At 65.0% G+C, this 366-nt stretch carries 1 protein-coding gene; it reads left to right on the plus strand.

Annotated features, from left to right (window positions below; genetic code table 11):
* Nucleotides 1-366, plus strand: a 366-nt coding sequence (locus tag AC507J_RS32380) for an AMP-binding protein (RefSeq protein WP_496294384.1), incomplete at both ends; no start/stop codon positions are given.

Here is a 366-nt window from a genome sequence, read left to right on the forward strand (position 1 = left end):
ACCTGGTCGATTTGTTGGCGGTGGTGGCGGTTGAGTCGGGGCGGCGGTTGTCGGTGTTGCCGGTGTCGGTGCCGGGTTGGGGGGTGTCGGTGCCGGTTGTGTCGTCGGCGGTTGGTGGGGTGCATGAGTTGGTGTTGCGGTGGGTGGTGGAGACGCCGGATGTGGTGGCGGTGGTGGGTGGTGGGCGGTGTTTGACGTATGGGGGTTTGTGGGTGCGGGCGTCGCGGTTGGCGGGTTATTTGCGTGGTGTGGGTGTGGGTCCGGAGGTGGTGGTGGGTGTGCGGTTGGGTCGGGGTCCGGATTTGGTGGTGGCGTTGTTTGGTGTGTGGTTGGCGGGTGGTGCGTATTTGCCGATTGATCCGGATT

The sequence above is a fragment of the Micromonospora sp. PRAS1 genome, assembly GCF_059553435.1.